This is a genomic window from Methanoregula sp., from assembly GCF_050010295.1.
GTDB lineage: Archaea > Halobacteriota > Methanomicrobia > Methanomicrobiales > Methanospirillaceae > Methanoregula.
In genome coordinates this window covers 429678-455986 of the sequence record NZ_JBEKLH010000001.1, presented here as the reverse complement: position 1 = coordinate 455986, position 26309 = coordinate 429678, and the positions used below count along the sequence as shown (strand labels likewise).

Below are 26309 nucleotides of genomic sequence, written 5' to 3'. Positions count from 1 at the left end.
CCATCGCGTTCATTGACTCAATGCAGGGTTATGCATGAACCGGGGAAAGAAGAAGGACGTTTACGCAGAATCGCTCGAACTTCACCGGAAGCACCAAGGAAAGATCGAGATCCACTCAAAGGTTCCTGTCACAAACCGCAGGGAACTCTCTCTTGCCTATACACCAGGAGTCGCATCCGTGTGCAGGGAGATCTACCGTGATAAGGACCTCGCTTACAAATACACGATGAAGGCGAACACCATCGCCATCATATCGGATGGCTCGCGGGTACTCTCTCTCGGGAACATCGGAGGATATGCCGCCATCCCCGTGATGGAAGGAAAAGCACTCCTCTTCAAAAAACTTGCCGGTATCGATGCATTTCCTATCTGCTTTGAAAATTATCACACGGAATTTGCCGATGATATCAAGAATATCGCCCCGGTTTTCGGCGGGATTGCACTGGAGGACATTGCTGCACCCAAATGCTTCGAACTTGAAGAGTCGCTGCAGGGCATCGGCATTCCGGTAATGCACGATGACCAGCATGGTACTTCGGTCGTAGTACTTGCTGCGCTCCTGAATGCATGCAAGGTTACCAAAAAACGGTTCGAAGACCTTAATATCGTCATATGTGGCGCCGGGGCTGCAGGGTTTGCCATCACGCGGATGCTGAAATGCATCGGATATGATCCCAACCTCTGCAGCAGCGTCAACGATATTATTGTCTGCGACACCGGCGGGATCATTCACCGGCATCGCGAAGGACTGTATGCAAATAAATACAAGTTCATCATCGGAGCGGAGACCAACCTGACAGAGCGGACGGGAACACTTGCCGAGGCCATGAAAGGCGCCGACGTCTGCATAGGGGTGTCTGTTCCGGGGATTATCACCGCATCGATGGTCCGCTCGATGAACAAGGATCCCATCATCTTCGCACTCGCGCACCCGGTCCCGGAAATCCTTCCCGGGGACGCTCTCCAAGCGGGTGCTGCCATAGTCGGCACCGGGCGCAGTGACTTTCCCAACCAGATCAACTATGCCCTTGCATTCCCAGGTATCTTCCGCGGTGCGCTTGATGTATGTGCGACGAGGATCTCAGATGAGATGAAGGTTGCTGCCGCACATGCTCTTGCCGGATATGTCAGAAGGCCGCAAAAGGACAGGATTCTTCCCCAGATCCTCAATCGTAACGTCGTGACGGCCGTAGCCAAGGCCGTAAGCGAGGCAGCGGTCGCAAGCGGCTGTGCCCGCCAGATAGAATGATCGGCGTAAAAGAGAGGAGATTTTTCAGGCAAGCTCGATCTGGACGCCGCCGATCTTGCTTGCAAAGAAATTATACAGGAAGGCCAAAATCGCCCCACAGATGAACGCCATGATACCAAAGATGATCGGGAAGATGATGATGGACATCAGTCCGAATGCAGTCACGCCGGGCATGGCCCGGTGAAACCCGATTGCTGCTCCTATTACTGCGAACAGGACGCCATAGATGAATCCGAACACGATACCAAACAGGGCGTGGATTTTCGCCCAGGATATAATATCAATACTCTTGATGACTGCCATTGGCACACCTACGTATGTTTATTGAAAACTCCTGTAAAAAGGCTTGCGTATTTCATCCGGTGCCGGGTCAGCATTCATCATGATGGCCGGGAAGGAGTGTCATCACCCTGCACACATTTTCCATCCGTGCATGGTGCCGCCTGAGGTTATCCAGAAAAAGCATGCTGCGTCTGCCCGCACCGAGGGGGTGCCAGGTAAGGCCGCAACCCGTCTCCCAGAGGATCAGGCCTTCGGCAGATGCAGGCTGGAGGGGCTTTCCGGCAGGGGCCGACAGGAGTTCAGTCACGGAACTGTCGGAAGCTTCCCCCAGTCCGACCCTGATAAGCGCTGTTGCCATGCAGCGCACCTGGTGCCACAGGAAACTCGCTGCGGTCACCTCAAGAAAGACATAATCTTCCTGGTCAAAGATCGCGGCTGCCAGGATCGTCCGATAGGGGTTTTTATCCTCTACCCTCGCAAAAGTGGTGAAGTTGTGGTTTCCCAGAAACCGGCCGGCAGCACAGCCCATCGCCTCAACATCATACCTTCCTTCCTCGAAATAGTAACGGTATGTCCGGAACTTCGCGTCGTACCGCGGGTGAAAAGCAGGAGATACTTCCGAATAACCAGAACACCAGCAATCCGGGGGAAGCTGGGTGTTGATGGCGTGAACCGCCCGTTCCGGTTCCGTGGTCGAAAAGGCTGCAACCTGACCGCAGGCGTGGACACCCCGGTCAGTCCTTCCCGCGAAGAGAAATCCTGCTTTCCTCCAGTCGTCAAAGAGGCTGAGGCGCACACAGGCTGCGACAAACTCCCCTTCCACAGTGCGCCGGTCCGTCTGCATCTGTGAACCATAAAACCCGCTTCCGAGATACGAGACCCGGAACGCAAGTCTTACCGGAGGGGAACCCGACGTGTTATCCTCTTTATCTTTCTCCATGTGTTTTTGATGGACTGGCGCGTATAGGTGCGCAGCGGTGTCTTCCTGCCACTGCAGGATACTTTACCGGCCCGGATCGCATCGAGAATCGCGGGAACATTTCTGTCCGCATCGACAAAAGTCCTGCCAAAACCGACAAACTTTGCATGGTGTGCGTCACTGCCCCCGACACAGGGCTTGCCGAGCCTCTTGGCAATGCGGGCAGCTTTCTTGTTTGCCGAACCGACAATATACCTGCTGTTGAATGCTTCGACGGCGTCGACTGCCGTCATTCCTGATTTCTTGCGCCTGGCGACCCCGTGCCGCCAGACATGGTAGGGGTGGGGGAGGATGAGGAGGGCACCCATGCGCCTGGCGATAGTAATGGTTTCCACCACATCGAGCATTGACGGGATGACCTCAGTGACGCCGAGGACCAGGAGATGGCCCTGTCTTGTCGAGACTTCTATCCCGGGAATGACCAGGACTGCTGAGGGAATTGTGAGGGCTTTCTTGGCCCCGTCCACCGAATCGTGATCAGTGATTGCGATTACATCAAGTCCTGCCTCTTCAGCCCTTTTGAGGATGTCCTCAATGCTGCTTTCGCCGTCCTTGGAATAGTTGGTGTGCACATGCAGGTCGCAGATCAGCATCTGATCATAGTGTTTTTATCTCTCTGGTATTAAGGGAACTTATGCGCATTCTCCTCCCGACCGGCGCTCCCACCGAACAGATGGTAAGAAAGGCTGCAGCCGGGTATGACGCTGATGTGGTGGTCACAGGAGAGATCGCTTCGTTCCTGACGCCGCACCACCTTGGGGAACTCCTGAAGAAAGGCGCGTACGATCTTGCCATTGTCTCCGGGATGTGTACTGCATCATTTGAACAGGTCGAACATGAGAGCGGTGTCCCGGTATATCTTGGGCCGAGGCATGCTGCTGACCTTGCATTGATCCTGCCGGTCCTCGGTTCGGTCACTCTTTCACGCACGGTTCCGGCCGATGATTTCCTCACAACAAAAAAAGCAGAAGAGGCGATGCGCCGGGTCGGGGAACTGGAGAGGGACTCCGGAGCTGACTGCATTATCCGAGGTGTGAAGATCGGCGGAGAATCGAGGATGAAGGTGCTCGCCGAGATCATGGATGCGCACCGGTGCGAGAGCGTCCGCGAGATGACTGAGCTGTACTTCGCATCGGGTGCAGACATTGTTGATCTCGGGTTCGGGTTCGATGCAATGCCGGAAGATGTAAAGAATACCTTTTCTCTCCTCGAAGGGATCGATCGCCCGCTTGCCGTGGACACGCAGGACCCTGCCCTGATCCGCGCGGCGCTCGGGCGGGCAGATATCGTGCTCAGCCTGCAGGAACGCAACATACCCAAAGTCGGGAAAGAGGTGGCTGAGGCAGGTGCAGCTGCGGTTATTGTACCCGGTTCAAGCACTCTTGCGAAGAACATTGCGATGGCAAAACGGATGGGGATTTCGTGCATCATTGCCGATCCTCTCCTGCAGCCGGTGGGGTCAGGCCTTGTCAAATCTCTGAAAAATTTCAAAAAGATCGGCTGTCCCCTCTTTTTCGGGGCAGGAAACGTATCAGAGCTCCTTGATGCAGACTCTGTCGGTCTCAACGCCCTCCTCTCAGCGATGGCAATGGAGGTGGAAGCTGCTGTGGTCTTCACCAGCGAGCATTCGGACAAGACCCGGGGGTGCATCCGCGAGATGCGGAGAGCGACGGAGATGATGGCCCTTGCCCGTGACCGCCCGTACCCCAAAGACCTCGGCATCGACCTCCTCGTCCTGAAGGAGAAACGGCGACGGTGCGAGCCCCCGCTGGACTACGACACGATCATCCCCGCAAAGAAGATGCCGGAGGAGATCGGGTACGATCCGAAAGGGAACTTCCGGATTGGCATCGAAGGCAACCGGATCGTGGCAGTGATCCATGGAAAGGCCGTGCAGGGAAAGTGCTGGCAGGATGTTCTGTACACCCTCCTGTCTCAGGGGGAAGTCTCTCTGCTGGATCATGCCGGCTACCTCGGCCGTGAGCTCTACAAGGCTGAGCTGGCGATCCGGTACGGGCGGAGTTTCGAGCAGGACGGGGAGTTCTGAACCTGCTATTGCATAATTAATAATTAAACGGATCTGTTGAAATTTTCAGAGCAACTAAATTGATTTCCTCTTTCTTTTTAAAATTGCTTTTGGGATTTCCTCGGAGAATGCAAGTTTTCTGCAGAGCCCTTTTTTACAAATTTTAAAAGAGGGAAACTGCCTGAATGAGATGTTCCCTAGTTGCCGACAATTCCCCCGATTGCCCCACCCACGAGCCCGAGTATCGCAAAGTAAAGAGCAAGGATCACCAGGATCAGTCCGACACCCAGTGCCGCCAGAAATCCCAGCAGTCCAAGTGCCATCGTTCCGATAACCAGCGCAATAATGCTCGTAACCAGCGCACCGAAAATGCCTGCAACACATCCGGCCTTTGCCCCGTTCCACATTCCGCCTTTTGCGATCAGCCCCGCGACGACCCCCCCTATAATAGGCCCAAGGATGGGCAGAACCCCCCCAAGGAGCACCATAATGATAAATCCCGCAAGCGCTGCAAGCCAGAAATTCCCTTTTGCCATAGTGTGAACTTGCATGGGATATGAGATAAAAATTGAGTTTACTCCGGTGGCCAGGAGAGAGACAGACGTTACAGGATTTTTTTGATAATCTGAACAATCGCACTTACTATAAAGCCGGGGGAGATGCCTGTTTTTATCAACCATTTTATTCCATCAGTTGCTCATTTCTATATATGACCACACAGGCACGCGCCTCCCATATTCTCGTGAAGACCGAAGACCAGGCAAACCAGATCCTGAAACGCCTCAACGACGGTGAGGAGTTTGACAAGGTCGCGCGGAGGTTCTCCAGCTGCCCGTCCGGTAAACAGGGAGGCGACCTTGGATGGTTTGGAAAGGGGATGATGGTCCCCGAGTTCGAGAAGATCGCATTCGAGGAACAGGTTGGCAAGGTCGTGGGCCCGGTCAAGACCCAGTTCGGGTACCATGTCATCAAGGTGACTGGCAGGCGATGATTTTCTCTCACGGAAAAGATCCTGTCCATGCCGGCAGAAACCTTATCCCCATTGATAGATGCCGCTAAGAGCCCGTCGATCTTCACGTATTACATCACAACAGGGATGGCTGAAGGTCCTGTTCCTGCCGGATCTGGTGAAAGGACGTAACATGCCATACTGCCTCCCCTTCATTTCGAGGGCCTGCGCACCAATGGCTATTTTTGTGATATCGAGATGGCTCCGGATACTTCAGTAGAGCTGGATGGAACACCAGGACTTGGAGCAACGCCTCCGAACAGCACATCCTTTGCCAACGCTGACCTGTCCCGGGACATGTCGGGGGACCTTGTAAAAGCCGAGCGATGATCCCCCCGATTTTTAAAGGAGCCTTTTTTGCAGAACAACAACCATAGTTCAGTACAACTCCGGACATTCTGCAGGAAGTATCCCATGAACATCCACGGTATCCGACATGACCTCCTTTTACTCCTTCTTGAGATGGGGCGCGACAGCCACCCGAATGAGTTCGTCGGCCTGCTCCGGGAACGCGATGGCATCATGGAAGAGCTCAACCTCCTTCCCGGGACGGTCGGCCGCGGGGATTCAGCTTCGCTCCTGTATACCATGATGCCCCTGGACACCCATGTCGCTGGTAGTGCCCACAGCCACCCCAATGGCGTACTCAGGCCCTCCTCCGCTGATGTGAATTTTTTCCCGCGGACGGGAAAGTACCACCTGATCATCGGTTATCCGTACGGGAAGGACAACTGGCGGTGCTTTACCGCGGACGGGGAGCCGTACGATCTGGAGGTGATCGCTTGAACCCCCGTCGTGTCGTCGCCACCGGAACGTTCGATATCCTGCACCCGGGCCACCTCTTCTATCTCGAGGAATCAAAGAAGCTCGGCGACGAGCTCTGGGTGATCGTGGCCCGGGACACCAACGTAAAACACAAGCCCCGCCCGATCATCCCGGAGGAGCACCGCCTCCGGATGGTTGCAGGGTTGAAAACCGTCGACCATGCAGTCCTTGGGGATAAAAAGGATATGTTCCGCCCGATTGAGGAGATCCACCCCGACATCATCACCATCGGGTTCAACCAGATGTTCGACGAGGCAAAGTTAGCGGAACAGCTCGGGGCCCGCAACCTGAACCCGCGGATTGTCCGTATCGGCAAATATGCTGACGGGGACCTGTGCAGTTCCCGTCTCGTTGTCCAGCGTATCATCGACAAAAGGTCCCATGATCCCCACCACCCGCAATAATCCCTCACCAAACATTTATCGTCACTGACCTGCATTGGCTCATTGAGGATACCTATGGTAGCTGACCTCTTGGAAGAGATCGAAAAACTGCGGGGACTTGCAGGGGAATCGGGTGTGTACGTCCACGAAATCACTCCCGATGAAGTCGTTGTCTCCCAGTGGGTCCGGTTCAAGTGCCGGTATGGTTGTAAGGGATATGGCAAACATTTCGGCTGCCCACCCTATGCCCCGTCATACGATGAGACTCTCCGTATGGTTGGGGAATATTCCGCCGGCATTCTCCTGCGCTTCGATGGTGTGCCGGGACACGGGACGTTTGGCCCGGACGATATCCCCGAGGACTTCCACCCATGGTACAGCGATCTCATCCGCTGGGTGAACGGCACCGTGCATCTTCTCGAGAAGACCGCATTCTATGATGGTTTTTATAAGGCATTCGGGTTCGGGGGCTACCCGTGCATCTGGTGCGAGCACCAGCATTGTGTTGCGGAAGAGCAGGAGGGCCTTGTCGACGAGAGCCTGCGCAGGAAGTGCCGGCACATGGATCTGGTCCGCCCGTCCATGGAAGCGGCCTGTATAGATGTCTTTGCTACAGCAAAAAACGTGGGGTGGGACCTTTTCACGATTCCCTGCAAAGACCTCGAGTACGGGAAGATTGTGCATTCCGACATCCACTCGGTCGGGCTTGTTCTGATCGAATGAGTTTCAGCGGCCGGAGTGGACGCGGTGCGTCGGGGCTTTTCTCCTTCCGATATGGGTGATCCCACGCCGCAGTATCGTGCTGTATTTTGCAGCGAAGGACCCGATGATCGAGGTCACGATGACCATCGCTGCAATTGTTGTTCCGACAACCGGAGACCCGTACAGTACGGCAAGCGCGATCGAGAATTCCCCTCTCCCGATGGTGTTCGCCCATATTTCAAGACCCGACAAGGCCGATTCGTGGATGACCAGGCCCGTGATCAGTCCCGAAAGGAGTTTGCTCAGCACGGCAAGGATGCAGATAACCGAGATATTAAACAGGTTCGCCCCCCCGGAAAAGTCAATCGTTACCCCGAAAAAGACAAAGAAGACCACGAGGAAGACGTCCTTGAAAGGGCGGGCGTGCTGCTCGAACGCATCGGGGTCGGTTGTCGCGAACGCAACGCCAAGCGCGATCACCATAAGGGTCTCCGGGATATCGAGCACCAGGGCAACCGATGCCGTGGTAAGCACTGCTGCAAACGTGAAGATGATGGGCAGTTCGTCATCCCGGTCGAGGATGGAGATGAGGAACTCCTTGCCGTAATGGGCAAACGCGTACAGGATACCAAGGACACCCAGGATTTTTGCGACAAATAAGAGGAGGTTCTGGTCCCCGGCTGAGATGATCGCGAGGAAGATGATCAGCACGAGGTCTTCAAAGACCATCAGCCAGATGATCGTCTCGGCCTCGCGGAACATCAGTTTCCTGTTCTCGACAAGCGATGTGATCGCCATGGCCGTGCTCGATATATAGAATGCCGAGGCAACAATCAGCGATTCCGTCATCGAGAAACCGAGCAGGTACGCAGCAAAAAACCCAATGAACATATTGATGTTGAGGTCAATGATCCCGCTGGTCAGGACCGCAGATCGGTTGGCCGCGATCCGCTCGGGCTTGAGGCCGAGCCCCATGAAAAACAGCAGGAAGATCAGACCCATCTCCGAGAAGAACTGGCTGATATCATCGGCCTGGACCATCCCGAGCCCGGCCTTCCCGAGAAGGACCCCGGTGAGGATGTAAAACGGAATTGCAGGGATCGACAGATACTTGGTGACCAGCGCCAGGATAAGGCAGAGGAAAAGCGCGATTACGAGACCTTCCATTACTCCACCATGATCTCGCGCTCAAACTTTTTTATCTGGTCGCTCTCACCTATGACCAGCGCAGCGTCCCCGGTCTCAAAGACAAATGTTGGTGGAGGGTTGATAATGTTCCTGTCATGGCGGCAGACTGCAATCACGGTCGCGCCGGTCTTGGCCCGGATCTGCAGGTCCTCGATGGTCTTTCCGGCAATGGCTTTCGGTACGTAAAACGTATGGATTGTCACCCGGAGATCGGCAAGGGCAGAGAAAGCAATCTCTACGCTTTCCTGATCTGCTTCAATGATCGCACCCGTAAGGATATTCCCCAGCCTCCGCGCCTCTACCGGGGTCATGTCAGCGGCACTGGGGGTATGGCACCCTTTCTGGAGAGTGTACATCTGGATTGAACCGTTCTTGGTGAAAAAAATTGCAACGGTATCGCCCTTATCAGTCTCAAATTCGTATTTTGTTCCTATACCGGGAAGATTCAGGGATCGGAGAGCCATAGCAGACATTAGAAAAATGATCCTAAAATATATTGTCCTTTTGCTGGCACGAAACCAATTTAAAATAAATTATGATTGCCCAAAAGTGCTCTGCACCAAGCGGCTGCACCAAAAATACCTGTAAAAGAGAAAAGAATTGGGGTTTTTGTCTGAGAGGATTTGAGTTGGTTTCAGGTTTTGAGAGAGGTTTCCTCCTCAAATGAGAAGTAAAACCCCGCTTGTTTGAGAGGGCGGGAGGAGCGAAGTGCGAGCCGTCCTGGCACCTGACTCATTGTGAGGAGATTTCGTCCTCCCCATATACCATGTAACTATACGCCAGGGATAAAACCTCTACCGGGCGGAGTGAAAGTGAAACCTTTTTCGTACTGTTATCAGTATCTCACACCTGTAAAAAAGACCGGATTCCCCGCGGAAGCTCCAGTTCTCCAAAAGAGGGTAACTCAGGAAAGTGTGCCCGTTCATTTCGGGCCCGGAACAACAGATCAATTTTTGACATTTTAGAACGATGTCTACTGATAGAACCGCGACCGTTTTGTCGCCTTCGCCAGTCCCATTCATTCACTGCAGGAGTTGGAGATTATCGCCGAAATTCCGAAGGAAGAATATATCCTGAAATGTACTTCGGCCTGTGCCGGATGCAGCGATTCGCTCGCACTCCGGTACGTGCTCAAGGCTGCAGGGCCCGACACCGTGCTGGTCGTGCCTGCCTGTTGTACAAGTGTCATCCAGGGAATCTACCCGAATACTGCCTTTAAAATCCCGGTCTACAATATCGCGTTCGGTGCGGCAGCTGCATGCGCCAGCGGCATGAGCAACGCGTTCCGGGCGGCAGGAAAAAAGACGAACGTAATCGTGTACGCCGGCGACGGGGGGACGCTCGATATTGGCATCCAGTCCATGTCAGGCGCCTTTGAGCGGGGTACCGATTTCCTCTACATCTGTTATGACAACGAGGCCTACGGCAATACCGGTATGCAGCGGTCCAGCGCGACGCCGCTCGGGGCAAAGACCACGACCACACCCACGGGAAAGACCGATTTCAAGAAGGATATCGATGCGATCATCGCAGCCCACGACCCGCCGTACCAGGCAACCGCTGCCGCAGCGTACCCCCAGGACCTTTTCAAGAAAGTCCAGAAAGCCCTCACATTTCGCGGGCCCAGCTTCATCCATGTACTCGCACCCTGCCCGCCCGGCTGGCGGTATTCAACGGAGAAAACGGTAGAGATGGGAAAACTTGCCGTGAAATCCGGTATGTGGGTACTCTATGAGCGCGAGTATGGGAAACTGACGATGGGCGCCCAGTCCAAAGTGGCGATGAAAAAGCCCATCCCTCTCGAGGACTACCTCACTCCGCAGGGCCGGTTCAAGGGTATCGATCCCAAGACGGTCGAGATCCTGAAACAGCGGATCGCAAAAACCTTTGCAAAACTCGCAGCAGAGGAGGCAGCACCATGAAGAAGATCGCGACCGGCAACAAGGCGGTTGCCGAAGCGGTAAAACAGGCGAAGCCCGACGTAATCGCAGCCTACCCCATCACCCCGCAGACCGAGATCGTGGAACAGATCGCGGAGTTCGTGTCCAGCGGAGAACTGAAGGCCCGGTACATTCCGGTCGAGAGCGAACACTCTGCGATGGCGGCCTGCATCGGCGCGAGCATCACAGGGGTCCGCACCTTTACAGCAACCAGCTCCCACGGGCTCCTCTACATGCACGAGATGACCAACTGGGCTGCCGGTGCAAGACTTCCCGTGGTCATGGCCAACGTCAACCGCTCGCTCGGGCCCGGCTGGAACATCTGGGCGGAGCACACGGACGCCATGCAGGAGCGGGACACCGGCTGGCTGCAGGTCTATGTCAGCACCGTGCAGGAAGCCTATGACGCAACCCTGATGGCATTCCGGATCGCAGAACATAACGACGTCCTCCTGCCGGTGATGGTGAACCTTGACGGGTTCCTGCTCTCCCATATCATGCAGCCTCTCGAGACGGTCGACCCGGGGGATTTCATCCCGCCGCTACACATGCCCCATGCCATTGACGTAAAGAACCCGGCGGGATACGGGGGGCTCACCGGACCTGACCAGCAGTTCAGGTTCCGCTGGGACATCGAGCGCTCGATGCGGGACTCGGTGAAGGTGATCGAAGAGACGGAGATCGAATTCGGACGGCGGTTCGGCCGGAAATACGGGTTCACCGACGATTACTTGTGCGGGGATGCTGAGGTGGTCGTCGTAGCCATGGGCACGCTGGGGAAGGAGGCGGAAGTCGCTGTTGACCAGCTCCGCAGCGATGGCGTAAAAGCCGGTTCGATGCGCCTGCGCTGGCTCCGCCCGTTCCCGAAACTGGACCTGGCCGGAAAAGAGGTGGTCGTCATCGACCGCGACTATTCCTTCGGGCACGGTGGCATCCTTGCGACCTCCATCATGGCCCAGACCAAAAAAGAGATATTCAGCGTGATCGCCGGTATCGGCGGGCAGGAAGTCACGTACGAGGATATTGCCGGGTTCGTGCGGAACCGGCGCATGGGTGAGGAGTCCTGGTTCGGAGTGAACAGCCATGTATGAGATCCGGATCCATTCGCGGGGCGGGCAGGGAGGTGTCACTGCAGCCAGGCTCCTCGCGCTCGCGGCCATCCATGACGGTAAGTATGCAACCGCAGCACCGTTTTACGGTGCCGAGCGCCGGGGGGCGCCGATCGTCTCGTTCGTCCGGATCGATGACAAGCCGATCAGGGTCTACAGCCAGATCAAAAAACCTGACATGGTAATTGTGCTGGACGCAAGTGTGATGGATGTGGTCGATGTCCTGCAGGGGCTCAAGTCCGGCGGAAGGGTGCTGATCAACAGCGCCCATGCAAAGGAATTCGGGGGCTTTTCGTCCGGCCATGTCGATCTGACCGGGATTGCACTGAAGGAGAACCTTGTTGTTGCAGGAAGCCCGATCCTTAACACACCGGTGATAGGGGCTCTTGCCAGGATGGGGATCATCTCACCCGAATCGGCAATAAAGGCTATCAGGGAAATGTTCACTGACGAGCGCAATGTCAAGGCGGCTGAAGCTGCCTATAGGGAGGTCCATTCATGACAAGCGACACAAAACGCGAACGCCTCGCCATGAGCAGGCCCGTTGTGGGCGCGGCCGGAAAAACCGGGACGTGGAGGGTATTCCGTCCCGTTGTGGATAAAGAGAAGTGCAACGAATGCGGGCTCTGCCAGACGTACTGCCCCGATGCGGCCATCGATGAAGAGCTTGCCATCGACCTGGACTTCTGCAAGGGCTGCGGTATCTGCGCAAATGAGTGCCCGAAAAAGGCAATAACCATGGTACGGGAAGAGAAGTAGGGTTCGTATTAACCTTTTGCCATCCGCCAAAAACGGGTGGAATGTGTGGCATAAAACTCAAGTTTGCGGCAGTAAATTGCCGGTATTCATCCTGAAGGGAAAACCGGTACCCAATTCATAACATTTTTATTCAATACCCGAATATCACCGCATGAGGATGATCTGATGAACCGTACCTTTTTTGGCGACACGCGGGATCTTTTTAAGTTTGACCTCGTGCGCCACATCATGAAAGCCATGCCGGTCTTTGACAGTTTTACTTTTATCCCGATGCTGACCGATACCCCGCTACAGGCAGGCAGAAAGAAGAGCGCGGTACGGGATCTCAAAAAAGCGACAAAGCTCGGCAGGGCGGGAAGCCAGAACAGGGATCTCGTAACCCACATGGAGCGGTTGCAGGAGATCGACAACGATCTCGAATATTTCCAGACAATCCACGATTATTTTAAAAAGGAAAATATTCTCGTTGATATTCTCCACAAAGAGCAGTTCTCCCATCAGGGGCGCAGCCGGTATTTCGATACGATCCTGTCCCGCCTGCCCAAGAAAACCCTGATATTCCTTGACCCGGATATCGGGCTGGAAGAGAGCAGGCCCACGGAAAAACACCTGCTTTTCGAGGAAGTGGAAAGGATTGCGAAAGGCATGGACGATCACTCGATCCTCGTCATCTACCAGCACTTTCCCCGGCTGAAGCATGACGGATACGTCCGGCACCGCTGCAGTCAGCTTGCAGAGATCGCAGGTGCAGACCCACTGACGATCACGGACAATGAAATCGTATTCTTCCTCATAGCGAGAAATGAGAAGCTGAAAAGCCGGCTTGAAGCCGTTCTCGAGTTGTACGCAGATACCTATCCGGTTCTGAGCTCATCAGGATCCTGCTGACAACCGGTCACGTGGATCTGGTCACGGTGCTTTCAGCTCATCCTTGGCTATATATTCGAGATCGAATTTGTAGAAGTGCGTGAAATGGCAGTTCCGGCAGCGGACGGTGAGGTGCCGTGAACTCACGATCACATCGTGGGGGCCGGTAATTTTACAGTTCCGGCACGTGGCGTCCTGCACCAGCTCCCATACGGGATACTTTCCGATCCGGGTGAGCGTCCCTGCCGCATCGATATCTTCGCTGCGGGGGACAAAGACCCGCGTTGCACCGCAATTGTTACACGCGACCTGAGCCTGGTACGGCACTGCCTTGATGATCTGGTCGGCAAGCTCTTTACAATGGTAGCAGTCCGTGCGGTATTTTGTAAAGATGAACCGGTCGCTCATGGGAGGTACTGATGCCTCGGTGTTCATTAATCTGTTGCCTGATATGCAGGGAGACACAGAAAATCCATGAAAGAACGCCAGGGTGTGCCTGTTGCCAGTTTCTTTTGCCGGACCACCTGGAGTGCAGTCATTCCGACCCGCCACCGGTACAAGAGCGGTTAACCGCATAGGCCGCACAACAAAACCGGTCCGGCCGTAAATTATACGACATTTTTGCATCAACGCCACAGTTTACGGGAATTGGAGGAAAACGCCCGAAGTCTGGGAAGTAAATTTAATTAGAAGGCGAATTCAATTTACTGTCCATGAAATACTGTATTGGCTTGGTTCTTTTGTTCATTGTCCTTGTTGCGGCCAGCGGATGCACGCAGCAGGCAAAACCTGCACAAGTGACCACAGCGCCGACAACGGTAGTCACAACGGTTGCCCCCACGGTCGAAACAACGGTTGTAACCACTGTTGCAACGCCGGTTCCTACGACAGAAATAATGGCGAATGCGACAATGGCAAACTCGACTCCTCCGGTTTCACCGACTGAACTGCCCTCCCTGACCCAGACCCCGACCGCGGTCATGACACCCTCCACCACGGTCACGATCATCCATATCGCGAACAACACGTTCACCCCGGCGACACTCATGGTCCTTCCGGGAACCTCGATTACGTGGAGAAACGATGATACCATCGTCCACTCGGTCAAGGCAACAGGGATTTTCAATTCCGGAGCTATGGTACCCGGCGCATCGTTCAGCTTTTCTTTCGGGGAGACCCCAGGCACCTATCATTTTGTCGATGGTTACTACCCCAATGTAACCGGTACTATCACCATCCAGAAGGGTGCGCCACTCTTCGGAGGAGACATCATCACAGCTGCACCGGCCCCGACAACAACCTCCTGATCAGGAGATCCATCACTCTTTTTATTGTCTCTTGTATGCCGGGAGATGTATTCGTGGATAATCCGGCAGGCAGGATTACGATCAATTCGGCAGAATATTTCCGGAAGAAAACGGTTCGGGTACGCCCTGAATATAGCCGGATTCAGAAAAAAAGAACGGGAAAAAATGTAAAAAATCGGGTTTAGTAGTCGCCCATGCCCGGAGGCATGCCGCCCATTCCACCCATTCCACCCATGCCGCCCGGAGGCATTCCCTCGGGTCCGGGTGAGGGGGACTTGGACGATGCGATGACATCGTCAATACGCAGGATCATGACCGCCGCTTCTGCCGCAGAGGAGATGGCCTGGGTCTTGACGCGGAGCGGCTCGACAACGCCGGCAGCCTTCATATCGACTGCCTTGCCTTCGAACACGTTGAGGCCGTGGGACTTCTTGCCTTTCTCGTGGGCTGCACGGATCTCGACGAGCATGTCGATGGGGTCAAGGCCTGCATTCTCTGCAAGGGTGCGCGGGATGACTTCGAGGGCTGATGCGAAGGCCTCGATGGCGAGCTGTGCCCTGCCGCCAACGGTTGAGCCGTACTCGCGGAGACGGAGCGAGAGTTCGGTCTCGATTGCACCGCCGCCTGCAACAACCTTCTTGTCCTCGACAACGACACCGACAACGCGGAGTGCGTCATGGATGGCACGCTCGAGTTCGTCGACAACGTGCTCAGTGCCGCCCTTGATAATGATCGAGACTGCTTTCGGGTTCTTGCACTGCTCGACAAAGGTCATCTCTTCGCCGCCGACCTTGCGTTCCTCGACAAGTCCGGCCTTTCCGAGCTCTTCCTTGCTGATCGCGTCGATCGAGGAGACGAGAGTTGCACCGGTTGCCCGGGCGAGTTTCTCCATGTCGCTCTTCTTGACACGGCGGGTTGCAAAGAGCCCTGCCTTCGCCAGGTAGTGCTGCGCAATGTCGTCAATGCCCTTCTGGCAGAAGAGGACGTTTGCGCCGCTCTTGACGATCTTGTCAACGATACCCTTGACCATCCGCTCTTCCTCGTCGAGGAATGCCTGGAGCTGGTCGGGGCTGGTGATGTTGATCTCGGCGTCGACTTCGGTCTTCTTGAACTCGACTGCTGCGTTCAGGAGAAGGATCTTTGCATTGACAACCTTCTTGGGCATTGAGGGGTGGACGCGTTCCTTGTCGATGAGTACGCCCTCAACAATCTCGGAGTCCTCGATTGAGCCACCGGTCTTCTTCTCGACCTTGATGTTCTCAATGTCGACCTTACCGTCATCGTCAGTGACCATGGTCACTGCCCTGACAACGAGGTCGCAGAGCTTGTCCTTGGATGCCTCGGCGCCCTTGCCGGTCATCGCGGTGCTTGCAATGTTCCTTAAGAGAGCCTTGTCCGTTGCTTTGACATCGAAGGCGAGGTCTTTTAAGAGTGCCTGCGCCTTCTCGGCAGCCTGGCGGTAACCGGCTGCGATGATGGTCGGGTGGACGTCCTGCTCGAGGAGGTCCTCTGCTTTCTTTAAGAGTTCCCCTGCAATGACGACTGCGGTGGTGGTACCGTCGCCGACCTCATCATCCTGGGTCTTTGCGACCTCGACCATCATCTTTGCGGCCGGGTGCTCGATGTCCATTTCCTTGAGGATCGTGACACCGTCATTCGTGATTACTACGTCGCCGATAGTGTCGACGAGCATCTTGTCCATGCCCTTGGGACCAAGCGTGGTCCTGACTGCACTTGCCACTGCCTTTGCGGCGGTGATGTTCATACCCTGGGCGTCGCGGCCGCGGGTACGGGTGCTGCCTTCCTTGAGAATAAGTATCTGCTGTCCTCCAAGTTGCTGTGACATATAATCACCACTTTTAGCACTAAAATTGGTTTGTGGTTCTATATAAACATTATCTAAGGAGGTTCTGATAGGATGAAGGGACTTTTACCAAAAAAGGATGACCTGATAGATCGCGGGACTTTTTGTATTGGGCAGCGCGCTCTATCCAATCTTGGATCAGTTTCTGGAGATCATGTAGAGATTAATATAGATATATTAATTTATTACATCGTACCCATCCCTCACTTAATGACGAAATTCAAGCTAATCCCTTATGCTCTCCACATTAAAAAAATTGATAGTGGGGATAATTTACGACTGGATGATCTCAATGGGGAAAAGTCAAAATTAGAAGAAAAACTAAAAAAACGGAACCATATTGACCAAACCACCATAAAATCTATTTTAGACGAGATTGAAAATTTAAAAAAGACGAATGATCTTTTTTACATTTTACAGGATTTTATTAAATCACGAGGAATTACTACCATTTTCCCAGACGATCAAAAGACAATATCCATAGAAAGATATGAACCGTTAAATCGCGATATTTTTGGGATTATCAAAAGTGGAGAATATGGGTTAAGTGCAGATTTTTTCAATATTGAGGATAAATCATATAAACCAGATGCAAGGGGGATAAATGACTCCGAAGTGTTCCCTTTTTTCTTTCATTTTAGAATACCAGAAAATAGTGTTGACGGAAAAATAATTCTTCAGACTGTTAGAACATTCGGTGTAACAGTCGCTCTTCAAAAATATCTGAATGAATATCTTAAAAAATACAACTATTCGATAGTATTTCGAAGAATCGTTTCGAAAGATTTCGTTGGAGTGATCAGATCATCGAGATTAGTTGAATTGGAATTGATCAAAAAAACTGTCGATAAAGATACGGCAGAAAAGATACATAAAGGCGAATTCAAAGAATTACGCCAAAAAGTGATTTTTGGAGTCGCTAAGAACAAAACACTAATTTTAACCGAAAAGATCGAGGAAATGTTGGGGAATAAAGGTGCTGTAAATTATGAAGTCCTTGATGAAACATATGATGCCATCAAAGCAGTAATTAAACAAAAGGGAAGTTCTCGAACAATTACCTTCGGGATGGGTGAAGGGAAGGTTGGTGAGGAGTGGATTTTAGACAATAACATCCCCAAGGAAAAGGGTCACCCTACCTATAACGCTTTACTTGACATCTCAAAAGAGTGTATGAATATTCTAAATCAGGAAATTGACGAAATTTCAGAGGAGAAGAAAAAACATGATTCCACTCATTAATGTTGACGATATTATTCGTAAACATTTCCAAACACTAAAAGAAGATGCCAATCTATTTTATCGTGTTTTGTATTTTTTAATTATACCCCTGATCGTAGCTGGTGCCTTCCTTTATTTCCATAAATATCTTGATGAGAGTATAATCACTTCACTGATTACAGCTTTTTCAATATTTATTGGGCTATTATTGAATATTATTTTAGTTATCTTTGCTATTGTGAATGGCTCAACTGGGAAATTATCGACGTTAAAATCAAGATTGTTAGAACATCTTTATGCGAACTCAATTTATACGCTTCTCTTATCGACAATATTGATAATAATTTTGCTTTTAATGCTGATATTAAATGATTGGACTATCTGTTTATTGGTTATTGTATTCTCATTTGTTGTATATTTTGGAGTAACTCATTTCATTATGACATTACTGATGATATTCAAACGTCTGTATGTGTTATTGTTCGATTAAAAATTATTTTATCGCCAATCCAATCATCGTTTCCCACCGGTTCCCCATCAGATTGATCGGGATATTTGCCATCTGTGCTGGCGTCATTCCGTTAATTCCCTGGTGGGGTCTGATGTAGTTGTAATAGGTCTGCATCCCCGCAGCGAACTCTTCAGCGCCGATTGAGCTGTCAAGGCTCCGCATAACCTTCGTGCGCTCTCGGAATGTTCCGTTCAAGCGTTCGAGAATATTATTGTTCGGTTTCGTCTCGAAGTCCTTCAGCCGAACATGCGGGTTCTGAATGCGTCCGAGTCCATAGAACTCTGCCTTGATTGCTTCTTTGTATGCCTGTAAGCCATCCGTCACAATCGCGTCCGGTGCGTTCTTGGCGATCTCCTTTGCCTTGCTCAGGGGTTTCCGTGCGTCCTTCACAAACCGGCTCTCAGTGACTTGGCAGGCGAGGAGATAACGGGTCTTTGCATCCATGAGATTCCATATCCACTGATAGTACTTCTTCTCGCCATCTTTCTTGATGAACACGGTTGTCTCATCACAGTGCCAGATGTTACCGACATCGGCCTTGTACTTCTCGGAGTACTTCGCAAGGAGTTTCAGGTATTTCTTGATCCAGTCAAGAATGGTCGGTTGGGCAACACTAACATTTTCAAACTGTTTCAGGTGGTCTGCGATCTTTCTCTGGGAAAGTCCCTTGAAATAAAGATCAAGAGTCTGCGTGATAATCTTCGGGCTGAACTTCATCCGGCAGAATCCCTTATCGACTATAAACCGGTGCCCGCAATCAGTGCAACCATACCGCTGAACCTCCCCGAATTGGGTTTTACGAATGCCGCGCTTTACAACATTGGCGCTCTTGCAGGAGGGACAAAGGATCTTCGGCTCTGTATTATCAATGGCGGTTTTTGTGCTTTGTTCCTGAACATCACCGGCAATCTTTAACGAGAGCTGCACGGCGTGGATGTGCTTACAAATCACATTACGCGTCTGGTGGTCGGGACAGGAGCATATCCAAGTTGCCTGCCCGCGCTGTTGAGCGTGCCTGTCATGGAACGTCCGGACGACTTGGTAATATGCGTCCTTACTCTGTGATCGGACATCCCATTCATCTTTGCCAGTCTGAATAACCGTATTGGGCTGCGAGAGGATCGCAAGTCCCCTTAATTCTCGTGGGTTGGTTAGTTGGCGGATCATTTCTCACTCACACTCTATGTATCTCTGTGTATTTACTATACATTATAATACGTATTTATACATTATAAACCTTTTGATGTTGATTCAATTAGAAAGTATTAAATGGGTTAAATGCGTATTCCTATCTTAGATTTATATGACACAGATACATTCTGCTACATTGAAAGTGATCCAAGGTGGACGGATTACGATACCGACTGAAGTGAGAGAACTCGAAAATATCCAAGAAGGGGATTTCGTCAAGGTAACGATTGAGAAAGTCACGAGAGAGAGGAAAAATAAAAACGAGAATAAAGACCCAGATTAAAGATTCAGTAAGCTATAGCTTCTATTTTTCGAATCGGAGACCGAAACTTATTTAGATTTTCAATTACACATACTATCTTAGGTGTTCAATATATGGAGATCCCCGAATCAGGAGAATTCGTTGATAGCAGGAAAAAAAATCGAAAATACACTCCCGGTCTTGCCGCTTTAAAATTCAGACCCGCTTATTGGACTCCAGAGGAAGCCAAAGAACTCTATGATGACTATTCTGGTTGCCCAGAAATACCTAAGGATATAATTCTTTTTCAAGATTGTATCTCTGGTATGGATGCAATGCCACCAAACTGTGTTGACCTTATCATCGCTGATCCACCATTCGGCCTTGATTTTTCAGGGAAGGGGGCAGAGTATAACAGAGATAAAAGATTGGTAGTCGATTCTTATCAGGAAATAGATGCTGACTATAGTGAATTTACAAAAAATTGGATGAAATCAATCCAAAAAATTATGAAACCCAATGCCACCGCATATATTTTTAGTGGATGGAACCACCTTGAAGACATTTTAAGGGAAGCTAGACTGAACGGTCTTCATACGATAAATCATTTAATATGGAAATACCAATTTGGCGTATTTACTAAGAAAAAATATGTTACAAGCCATTATCACATCCTGTTGCTTGCAAAGGACTTAGACAATTATTATTTTAATAAAATGGAGAACTACCCCGAAGATGTCTGGGATATTAAACGCAAATACAAAAGAGGGGAAATTAAGAACGCAACAACATTACCAATAGATGTTGTCAAAAAATGTATAGAATTCGGATCTAGGCCTGGGGATTTGGTTTTCGATCCATTCATGGGAATGGGTACTACCGCTGTTGCGGCAAAAAGTATCTGGAGACATTATTTTGGCTTCGAGATTAATGAAAAGACAAAACCGATGATTCAAAATCGAATAAACGATATGCCAACTGGTTATGAATATACCCCCCTTGATGAAAAGATTAAAGAAATCCATGATATAATACAGAAGAAATATCCATCAGCTTATCAACTCTACATAAAAGAGGGGGAGGGGCAAATAAATGTCAAATCCGAAGCAAGAGGCCGAAATATTAGTGGGAGCACTATTTGAAAAATACGGATCTGGGGAGGGCAAAACTCCCCTTTGGATAGATGGGAAAGAATCTATTTTGGAAATGGAAGTAAATAAAGGTCCGAGTTGGAAAGAGGTTGAATGGCCCGGTTTCTATATCAAATATTTACTTCAAAAATTTTGTTTACAAAATCCCGATTGTAAAATTGTGCCATATAATAATGGAAAAAGACATTTTATAAAAGGCAATTTCCTTTGGGATACGAGGGTACATGATTTCAAGAAAAATGAAATTCCTCTGGGTGATATAAGACAGTATGATGACCTTATTTCAAGTAATAATGGAATTGGGGTTATCTTAGTTAATGCAGAAATTTCAACAGATAAAAGTGGAAATTTTAGGAGTTGGCATGACTCATTAAAAGGAAATTCAAGTAAATATTTGATTCAGGGTAAGCAATTAGGAAGAAGAGAACGCCCAAGAAAAGAGAAAATTCTAATAAAGCAAGTGTCTGCATATTTCCTCCGATCGGGCGATTTAGAAAGAGGAATTACTGAGGGTTGGGCTACTGATAGATTTCAGGGTACTATGAAAAATGCTACCCTTCCTAAGCGTAATAAAAAATATGAAATTTTAAAATCTAAAATTCCCTCAGAAAATTTACTGTTTACAAAGAATTTTTAATAAAATTTTTTGAGGGTCTATGAATCATCATCATGGTTTTTCATGGTTTTTTGCGTGGGGAAGTCCCGCGATCTATCACTAATTTTCAAAAGTCCCGAAGTCCCGTGAACCTATCAGAACCTCTAAGGAGGTTCTGGTGCGTCTTAGGGACTTTCCGATTTTCAAAGTTGGGTGGTGCATCGCGGGACTTTTTGAAAAATAGTAAAAAAGATTAGTGGATATTCGGCGATTTAATACCGGTACAAGCCCCGTATGTGGTGGGGTATATCGTAAAATCGCATATAGCTCCGCAATTCAAACATTTCAGACGAGCAATAATTGGATGGTTAGTGTCTGAAAAACTGCTAATTGAATAGCTACGTTCGCTGCAGTTTTCACAGATTACTTGGTGTATTACGCTCACTGCAAAAGTTTGTTTTACATGCTCGATAGCTGATTCGCTTTGACGCACTAGAGCGTCTGCACTCATTACTACCTCCGGTAGCTCTTGAGCCCAATTTCGCACCGATGCCATATAGGGCGCTTCTCTTCACCCAACACTGGCATGTGGGATTGGTGTTCACCGTCTAAACAGCAACCCTTATTTAATCAAAAGTAGAAGAGATAGTATCCACTAAAACTTCTACTCAGTAAGCACCAGATGGGTTGCGGCCTTAATCTGGCGCATTCGTTCTGATCATCCGTTGGCAAGGTTGAAGCTTTCCAGCGGATAACTTATTTTTTACTTCACAGCTTGTTAATGTGTCGGTCATATAGTGAAAATAAGCTCTATACGTACCGCAAACGGAAATTCCGGCAACAAATGATCGTATTTACAAAAATAAATAAAAGATTGGGTTATTTCACTGCTAATCCGATCAAGATTATTGCTTTGTAACTTTCCTCGGTGTATCCCAATAGGGACTCTTGCATTTCGGACAAACCTTAGGATCGTCCTCTCCCCGTTTTACCCATTCGTGACCGCACCGCTCACACCTAAAACCATCTAGTTTAATTCGTGCCATAGTACCCTGTATTTACTCAATGGTATATACTCTTTGCTCTATCACCAGAAGGTATATATGTAATCTTACCTAATAGTAATATAGCAATGAGTAGGTTACAGGAGTGAGTGAAGATGGACAAATTCAACAACCCAAGAGAATTAAGAGGATTAAAAATCCTATCGGAACCGGAAACCATTATCCAGACCGGCAAAAATGAATGGGATGTCCGGTCACAGTCGAAGAATGCGTACTATCAAATCACAAGGGTATACAAGGATCGCCACGCACGAATGCGCGGCCAAGCAGTATGGTCATGCACCTGTCCCGATCACCAGACCCGCAATGTAATATGCAAACATATCTTCGCCGTTCAATTCAGTCTGAAGCTTAAAGTAGAAGTAGAGGCTGATATTAAAGCTCAAAAATTAAACGGAGTTGATATCGGAGTCACATGTCCAGTTTGTAAAAGTGCTAACGTCGTAAAGCGCGGAATCAGAAAGACCACTTACGGAGAAGTCCAGCGCTACGGTTGCCTCGACTGCAACCACCGGTTTGTCGTTGACAAAGGCTTCTCCAAGATGAAGCACTCTCCTGAATCAATCACCCTCACTCTCGATCTTTACTTCAAGGGACTTTCAGACCGAAAGATCGTGGATCATTTAAAGCAATTCCACAATGTTACCGTCGTTCACTCAACCGTTATCCGCTGGATTCGCAAGTACCTGAAGCTCCTTTCAAAGTATGCCGAAAAGCACCAAGCTGAGGTAGGCAATATCTGGCATTCTGATGAGACAACGGTGTTCATCAAGAAGGAGGGTCAGAAAAAGTGCTACGAATGGCTTTGGAACGTCATGGACGCAAAAACGCGCTATCTCCTTGCCTGCCAGATCACTGAGACACGGTTCGTAGAAGATGCACGGATACCGTTAAAGAAGGCAAAAGAGGCGGCAAACCGGAGACCCGATGCAATTGTTACCGATGGGCTACAGGCTTACAAGAAGGCGGTTAAAGCTGAGTTCTTTGATCACAGTGCGCCAATCCAGAACCCGCACATCCGGTTAAAGGACTTCGAGACGAAGCCCAACAACAACATCCTTGAGCGGTTAAATGGGACATTCAGGGAGAGGACAAAGGTATTCCGCTCACTCGACAGCTCGGTAAGCGCTATGGAGTTTGCCGCTGGAATGCAGACTTATTACAATTATATCCGACCACATCAGGGCATTGGTGGACTTACACCGGCACAGATGGCAAATATCCCCTTAGATCTAAGTGGAAATCGCTGGCAGACCATGATCGGATTGGCTGTATTAGAGAAATCTTAAAAAAATTTAAATTATTCTCCTTTTTTTATCCCCCAAATAAATTCCGAAGGGAAAGTTAAAGATATTTCTTCAAGTTCATTATCTAATTCTAGCACGGTCTCTTGATCTGTGACTTTCTCAAATTTTTTAATAACCTCCATTTCACTACCAATTATTTTTTGGGCGATGAAATTAGAGATATATTGAATCCCGATTTTTCCACCCTTTGCACGTATCACACCAAAAGCTGTTGATTCGCCAATGCCATGTCTGCCAGCAATTTCCGCTGCTTTTTTTGCTTTGTAGACTCGAATAGTAACGTTAGATAATAAATCCGTAGCAGGCTGATATCCGCACTCGCATATTGGGGACGCACATCGGCATCGCATAAATTCCTTATATGCGAGATCAGTTCCGCTCCCTTTTATTTCCCACCCTCTGACATCTCGAAATATTATGTCTCCCTTTTGGTTTACGTGAAAAATATGTGCAAAGGGGGGGCTCGGGTCTATCCCAATAATAATAAAATCTGCTAAAAACCCATCATTAAATTCGCGAATCTCGTCTTTAATAACTTCATTTACAATATCTCTAAATAAAGGAGTTTTGTCATTATTTAACATAAATCCCCAATTTAGACGAAATTCTCTATCCGCCGCCCTATTGTGTCTTTCAATGCATTTATCCGATACCAATTTTGCGATATCCTTTATAGGTATCTTCTTTCGTAATCTTTCGTAATCTACCGTAATATTCACTACATCTGCTACGATTTCATCACTTTTTGGCACATTGGAAGATGCAAACAATATACCAGCATAATCTGTTAGTGGTTGAAATTTCGAGATTGGACTATTGTATTTTAAATAATTAGATGAAACTTGGTAATCGGCAGCAAAAACAATCGCGGGATCTTTAATCACGGGATCTTCAGTCTCTATTTGTGCCACCGCTGCAATACAAATTGTCATATACTCGTCACATTGGATTAACTTATCAGTTGATTGCCTTTTATTTTTCTTTTTTAATTTTGGGGGTTCAAATGGGTAAAAATCTGGGAGTTCCGTAAGTTGGGAGTCCCTTTCAAAATCTTCAAGGAACACTCACATCACCGCTCTGAGGGAAAGTCCCGCGATGCACCAATGAGCTTTGAAAATAAGGAAGTCCCGTGAACGCACCAGAACCGACGCTATTATACAGCCTTTGGTCCTCAAATCAGATATCGCAAAGTAAGGTATTAACCACCCCGATGGGAATTTGGTATCTTTCTAGGTAATTATTTGATGCGTTAGCGATTGATCCGCGCAGATAGGAATGCTTATACACTCAAAGCAAAGGGTTCTATTGTCACCACTTTGTTGATGAGTAACTATTGCACATTTCAATATGCTGATCTTCTGTTAATAGCACCTTAAGGATAACGAGTGGTGGCAAAAAGGGTTCTGTTTTCTGTTGCGTCTGCGTTTGATCAACCGACAAGCGGTTGGTGATGCATCGCGGGTGGTAATGGCGAAATGCCTGAAATTATCCGACCAGCCAAGGGAATGTCCCCCATCAAAACAAGTATTCATCCCGAAGGATCTTTTTCCCCTTTTATGGTGATGACACAGAAACATTCATTATAGTCTGATTGTAGGTATCGAAAGTTGTCGCATAATCAGGCCGGTCGTTGAATACATAGTCGTCCATCTCAAGCGTAAATCCCGAAACACCGTGGGGAGGGATCAACACCGTATCGTAGGCAGTGGCTTTTGGGACGTTTGGGGAGTAGGCACCATACATCTCCCCTCTCATAACGACTTTTAAAGGATAGGAGGAAAGGGACTCAACCACTCCCACTATCGTGATGTTTCCTTTTGTGATAACACCCTTGCTGTCGAAGGAAAGTGGAAGAATGTGAAAATTGGCACCAACGATATAGATTGAGGATGTTGTAGGCGGAGGGATGGGTTTTGTTGTCAGCGTGACAACTGGTTTTGGTATGGGCGTAACTGTAGGAGTTGTCTCTTGTGGCTGCGTCGGAGGGGTGGCGATCTCAGTAACGGGGAATTGCGCTTGTACCGTTGGGATGACGACCGGGGGAGCTGTCGGCCGGACCGTAATATTTTCGGCAGGCCGTATACCAATGCATCCGGCCGAAAGTAGGACCAGGACAATGAGTGCCCCCTGAAGCAACCGAATTTTTATCCTATCCATCACATCTCATGAGCTCTTGTATAGGGAAAATAATTTTGTCTAGGGTGTTGGGCTCGATGTGTCTGCGGTTGATCAAGCTTTCAATCGGTTGATGGTGCGTGACAGTTGATCATATTTCATTCAATATCCGAAAATAATTTTGTCTAGAAAATGAAATAGCCACACGATCTGTATGATGATGTGTTGGAATGGTGCTATCGCTTTGGTAATGGGGATCGTTTTAGAAGCGGCAGCACTATTAGAATTCCCTAATACAGAATTAATCGCAATCGGGTTTGGTATTTTTGGCGTAGCCTCGTTTGTTTGCAGTGTTTATTGGTTCTCCCGCCCACCGTGTGACCCGGATGATGTCGGCGAATAGGGTTCCGGCACAAATAGCAAA

28 protein-coding genes and 1 pseudogene are annotated in these 26309 nt (G+C 49.7%); 17 read left to right on the top strand and 12 right to left on the bottom strand.

The genetic code is table 11. The features are described from left to right. The first annotated feature begins 34 nt into the window (after window positions 1-34). Window positions 35-1249 carry an NAD(P)-dependent malic enzyme gene (locus ABSB80_RS02385; protein WP_428367772.1) on the top strand — a complete coding sequence of 405 codons (1215 nt, stop codon included), beginning with the start codon at window positions 35-37 and terminating at the stop codon, window positions 1247-1249. Window positions 1250-1273: 24 nt separating this feature from the next. Here ABSB80_RS02385 and ABSB80_RS02380 read toward each other — a convergent pair whose 3' ends face one another. The 3 genes from ABSB80_RS02380 to ABSB80_RS02370 form a co-directional block, all read right to left on the bottom strand. Further along, on the bottom strand, window positions 1274-1552 hold the full coding sequence (locus ABSB80_RS02380; RefSeq protein WP_428367770.1) for a hypothetical protein: 279 nt from the start codon (window positions 1550-1552) through the stop codon (window positions 1274-1276). A gap of 67 nt (window positions 1553-1619) precedes the next feature. Continuing rightward, window positions 1620-2471: a tRNA pseudouridine(38-40) synthase TruA gene (gene truA / locus ABSB80_RS02375; RefSeq protein ID WP_428367768.1), complete on the bottom strand. Its 852-nt coding sequence runs from the start codon at window positions 2469-2471 to the stop codon at window positions 1620-1622. Next, window positions 2426-3103 carry a CehA/McbA family metallohydrolase gene (locus ABSB80_RS02370; RefSeq protein ID WP_428367766.1) on the bottom strand — a complete coding sequence of 226 codons (678 nt, stop codon included), beginning with the start codon at window positions 3101-3103 and terminating at the stop codon, window positions 2426-2428. Before ABSB80_RS02370 ends, truA begins: the two co-directional genes overlap by 46 nt. A gap of 41 nt (window positions 3104-3144) precedes the next feature. Here ABSB80_RS02370 and ABSB80_RS02365 point away from each other — a divergent pair, with 41 nt between their 5' ends. Then, window positions 3145-4557, top strand: a complete 1413-nt coding sequence (locus tag ABSB80_RS02365; protein WP_428367764.1) for a dihydropteroate synthase-like protein — start codon at window positions 3145-3147, stop codon at window positions 4555-4557. Between the two features lie 176 nt (window positions 4558-4733). On the opposite strand, the gene ABSB80_RS02360 is transcribed toward ABSB80_RS02365, so the two are convergent. Next, entirely contained in the window at window positions 4734-5072 is a 339-nt protein-coding gene (locus tag ABSB80_RS02360) for a DUF5518 domain-containing protein (protein WP_428367762.1), read from the bottom strand. 173 nt (window positions 5073-5245) lie between these two features. Here ABSB80_RS02360 and ABSB80_RS02355 point away from each other — a divergent pair, with 173 nt between their 5' ends. From ABSB80_RS02355 to ABSB80_RS02340, 4 genes are all read left to right on the top strand, one after another. Next, window positions 5246-5527 carry a peptidylprolyl isomerase gene (locus tag ABSB80_RS02355; protein ID WP_428367760.1) on the top strand — a complete coding sequence of 94 codons (282 nt, stop codon included), beginning with the start codon at window positions 5246-5248 and terminating at the stop codon, window positions 5525-5527. Between the two features lie 432 nt (window positions 5528-5959). Beyond that, window positions 5960-6331, top strand: a complete 372-nt coding sequence (locus ABSB80_RS02350; protein WP_428367758.1) for a Mov34/MPN/PAD-1 family protein — start codon at window positions 5960-5962, stop codon at window positions 6329-6331. Next, a complete protein-coding gene (locus tag ABSB80_RS02345) occupies window positions 6328-6774 on the top strand; it encodes an FAD synthase family protein (protein ID WP_428367756.1) in 447 nt (148 codons plus the stop codon). Before ABSB80_RS02350 ends, ABSB80_RS02345 begins: the two co-directional genes overlap by 4 nt. A 54-nt stretch (window positions 6775-6828) precedes the next feature. Continuing rightward, complete coding sequence (locus tag ABSB80_RS02340; RefSeq protein ID WP_428367754.1) at window positions 6829-7476, top strand: DUF2284 domain-containing protein; 648 nt, start codon at window positions 6829-6831, stop codon at window positions 7474-7476. Between the two features lie 3 nt (window positions 7477-7479). Here the strand turns inward: ABSB80_RS02340 and ABSB80_RS02335 are convergent, their stop codons facing one another. Both ABSB80_RS02335 and ABSB80_RS02330 read right to left on the bottom strand, forming a co-directional pair. Beyond that, window positions 7480-8622: a cation:proton antiporter gene (locus tag ABSB80_RS02335; RefSeq protein WP_428367752.1), complete on the bottom strand. Its 1143-nt coding sequence runs from the start codon at window positions 8620-8622 to the stop codon at window positions 7480-7482. Beyond that, on the bottom strand, window positions 8622-9107 hold the full coding sequence (locus tag ABSB80_RS02330; protein WP_428367750.1) for a cation:proton antiporter regulatory subunit: 486 nt from the start codon (window positions 9105-9107) through the stop codon (window positions 8622-8624). Before ABSB80_RS02330 ends, ABSB80_RS02335 begins: the two co-directional genes overlap by 1 nt. A gap of 579 nt (window positions 9108-9686) precedes the next feature. On the opposite strand from ABSB80_RS02330, the gene ABSB80_RS02325 reads away from it, so the two are divergent. The 5 genes from ABSB80_RS02325 (at window position 9687) to ABSB80_RS02305 (ending at window position 13339) form a co-directional block, all read left to right on the top strand. Further along, window positions 9687-10565, top strand: a complete 879-nt coding sequence (locus ABSB80_RS02325) for a thiamine pyrophosphate-dependent enzyme (RefSeq protein WP_428367993.1) — start codon at window positions 9687-9689, stop codon at window positions 10563-10565. Next, window positions 10562-11674, top strand: a complete 1113-nt coding sequence (gene porA, locus ABSB80_RS02320) for a pyruvate ferredoxin oxidoreductase (protein WP_428367748.1) — start codon at window positions 10562-10564, stop codon at window positions 11672-11674. Before ABSB80_RS02325 ends, porA begins: the two co-directional genes overlap by 4 nt. Next, window positions 11667-12194 (top strand): 2-oxoacid:acceptor oxidoreductase family protein, encoded by a 528-nt coding sequence (locus tag ABSB80_RS02315; protein WP_428367746.1) that lies wholly within the window; start codon window positions 11667-11669, stop codon window positions 12192-12194. Before porA ends, ABSB80_RS02315 begins: the two co-directional genes overlap by 8 nt. Beyond that, complete coding sequence (locus tag ABSB80_RS02310; protein ID WP_428367744.1) at window positions 12191-12451, top strand: 4Fe-4S binding protein; 261 nt, start codon at window positions 12191-12193, stop codon at window positions 12449-12451. The genes ABSB80_RS02315 and ABSB80_RS02310 overlap by 4 nt, the downstream gene beginning before the upstream one ends. A gap of 165 nt (window positions 12452-12616) precedes the next feature. Continuing rightward, window positions 12617-13339 carry a hypothetical protein gene (locus ABSB80_RS02305; protein WP_428367742.1) on the top strand — a complete coding sequence of 241 codons (723 nt, stop codon included), beginning with the start codon at window positions 12617-12619 and terminating at the stop codon, window positions 13337-13339. 21 nt (window positions 13340-13360) lie between these two features. Here ABSB80_RS02305 and ABSB80_RS02300 read toward each other — a convergent pair whose 3' ends face one another. Continuing rightward, on the bottom strand, window positions 13361-13753 hold the full coding sequence (locus tag ABSB80_RS02300) for a hypothetical protein (protein ID WP_428367740.1): 393 nt from the start codon (window positions 13751-13753) through the stop codon (window positions 13361-13363). Between the two features lie 278 nt (window positions 13754-14031). Here ABSB80_RS02300 and ABSB80_RS02295 point away from each other — a divergent pair, with 278 nt between their 5' ends. Beyond that, the gene (locus ABSB80_RS02295) at window positions 14032-14625 is read left to right on the top strand and encodes a cupredoxin domain-containing protein (protein ID WP_428367739.1); all 594 of its coding nucleotides are present in this window, start codon (window positions 14032-14034) and stop codon (window positions 14623-14625) included. Between the two features lie 181 nt (window positions 14626-14806). On the opposite strand, the gene thsA is transcribed toward ABSB80_RS02295, so the two are convergent. After that, the gene (thsA, locus tag ABSB80_RS02290) at window positions 14807-16471 is read right to left on the bottom strand and encodes a thermosome subunit alpha (protein ID WP_428367737.1); all 1665 of its coding nucleotides are present in this window, start codon (window positions 16469-16471) and stop codon (window positions 14807-14809) included. A gap of 228 nt (window positions 16472-16699) precedes the next feature. Between thsA and ABSB80_RS02285 the strand changes: the two genes are divergently transcribed. Next, complete coding sequence (locus tag ABSB80_RS02285) at window positions 16700-17731, top strand: hypothetical protein (protein ID WP_428367735.1); 1032 nt, start codon at window positions 16700-16702, stop codon at window positions 17729-17731. Between the two features lie 472 nt (window positions 17732-18203). Here the strand turns inward: ABSB80_RS02285 and ABSB80_RS02280 are convergent, their stop codons facing one another. Continuing rightward, window positions 18204-18938, bottom strand: coding sequence for a DDE-type integrase/transposase/recombinase (locus tag ABSB80_RS02280; RefSeq protein ID WP_428367991.1), 735 nt, complete (start codon window positions 18936-18938; stop codon window positions 18204-18206). Window positions 18939-18971: 33 nt separating this feature from the next. Further along, window positions 18972-19388 (bottom strand): annotated as a pseudogene (locus ABSB80_RS02275) (hypothetical protein); the annotation flags it as partial. A 136-nt stretch (window positions 19389-19524) separates the two neighbouring features. On the opposite strand from ABSB80_RS02275, the gene ABSB80_RS02270 reads away from it, so the two are divergent. From ABSB80_RS02270 to ABSB80_RS02255, 4 genes are all read left to right on the top strand, one after another. After that, window positions 19525-19695 (top strand): hypothetical protein, encoded by a 171-nt coding sequence (locus ABSB80_RS02270; RefSeq protein WP_428367733.1) that lies wholly within the window; start codon window positions 19525-19527, stop codon window positions 19693-19695. 92 nt (window positions 19696-19787) lie between these two features. Then, window positions 19788-20795, top strand: a complete 1008-nt coding sequence (locus ABSB80_RS02265; protein WP_428367731.1) for a DNA-methyltransferase — start codon at window positions 19788-19790, stop codon at window positions 20793-20795. Next, entirely contained in the window at window positions 20746-21441 is a 696-nt protein-coding gene (locus ABSB80_RS02260) for a hypothetical protein (RefSeq protein ID WP_428367729.1), read from the top strand. The genes ABSB80_RS02265 and ABSB80_RS02260 overlap by 50 nt, the downstream gene beginning before the upstream one ends. 1117 nt (window positions 21442-22558) lie before the next feature. After that, window positions 22559-23752, top strand: coding sequence for a DDE-type integrase/transposase/recombinase (locus ABSB80_RS02255; protein ID WP_428367727.1), 1194 nt, complete (start codon window positions 22559-22561; stop codon window positions 23750-23752). Between the two features lie 11 nt (window positions 23753-23763). Here ABSB80_RS02255 and ABSB80_RS02250 read toward each other — a convergent pair whose 3' ends face one another. Together ABSB80_RS02250 and ABSB80_RS02245 are read right to left on the bottom strand one after the other, a co-directional pair. Further along, the gene (locus ABSB80_RS02250) at window positions 23764-24834 is read right to left on the bottom strand and encodes an Ntn hydrolase family protein (protein WP_428367725.1); all 1071 of its coding nucleotides are present in this window, start codon (window positions 24832-24834) and stop codon (window positions 23764-23766) included. A gap of 490 nt (window positions 24835-25324) precedes the next feature. Then, a complete protein-coding gene (locus ABSB80_RS02245; RefSeq protein WP_428367723.1) occupies window positions 25325-25927 on the bottom strand; it encodes a hypothetical protein in 603 nt (200 codons plus the stop codon). Between the last annotated feature and the right edge of the window lie 382 nt (window positions 25928-26309).